Here is a 660-nt window from a genome sequence, read left to right on the forward strand (position 1 = left end):
TGGCTGTCTTGTGGGGCGGTCAAACGCCCCCCATCCTCAGCCGAGTCATCGTCGTTCTCGTGTTCTCTGAAACGACTCTCTCCGCTGAGGTAGCGGTCTGCGATGTTCACCGCTCCGTTCACGTCCGCTTGGTACTCACCCATCCAACACGCATCGTTCGTACACTTGAATGTCGCCTGTCGTGGGCGGTATCCTACCTCACCGCACGCATGGCAATCTTTCGAGGTGTTGCGCGGGTTCACCGTTTCGACAGGGATACCCTTCTCGACAGCTTTGTAGCGTATCTGCGCGTGGAGTTTGGCGAATCCCCATCCGTGGAGACGGCGGTTCATGTACTCGCCATAGTCCATCGACTCCCGTATGTACGTCAGGTCTTCCAGAACAAGAACGGGATTCTCGACGGACTCGGCGTACTCCACGACTTTGCGGGTGACGCGGTGGAACACGTCGTCTATCTGGTCCCACAGGTCGTCCCCGAAGGACTCCGAGATACGCTCACTTCCGCGCGTCTGGAGTCGCCGTGTGGCGGTGAAGTAGGTCTTTCTGAGCCGACGGACGGTTTTGCCCTCGTCGGTCCACAGTTCGGGAGCGGTCGGAGAACCGTGCCTGTCGCGGTGACACACCGTGACGAGTGACGCTTCTCCAATATCGACTCCGATG

The 660-nt window shown here is 59.1% G+C and carries 1 protein-coding gene; it reads right to left on the minus strand.

Annotated elements, in window-relative coordinates; genetic code table 11:
• The coding region (locus tag EXE42_RS16335) for an RNA-guided endonuclease TnpB family protein (RefSeq protein WP_137706995.1) at positions 1–660 on the minus strand (660 nt) is incomplete at both ends.

Source organism: Halorubrum sp. SP3 (assembly GCF_005435195.1).
In the GTDB taxonomy this organism is placed as follows: Archaea; Halobacteriota; Halobacteria; order Halobacteriales; family Haloferacaceae; genus Halorubrum; species Halorubrum sodomense.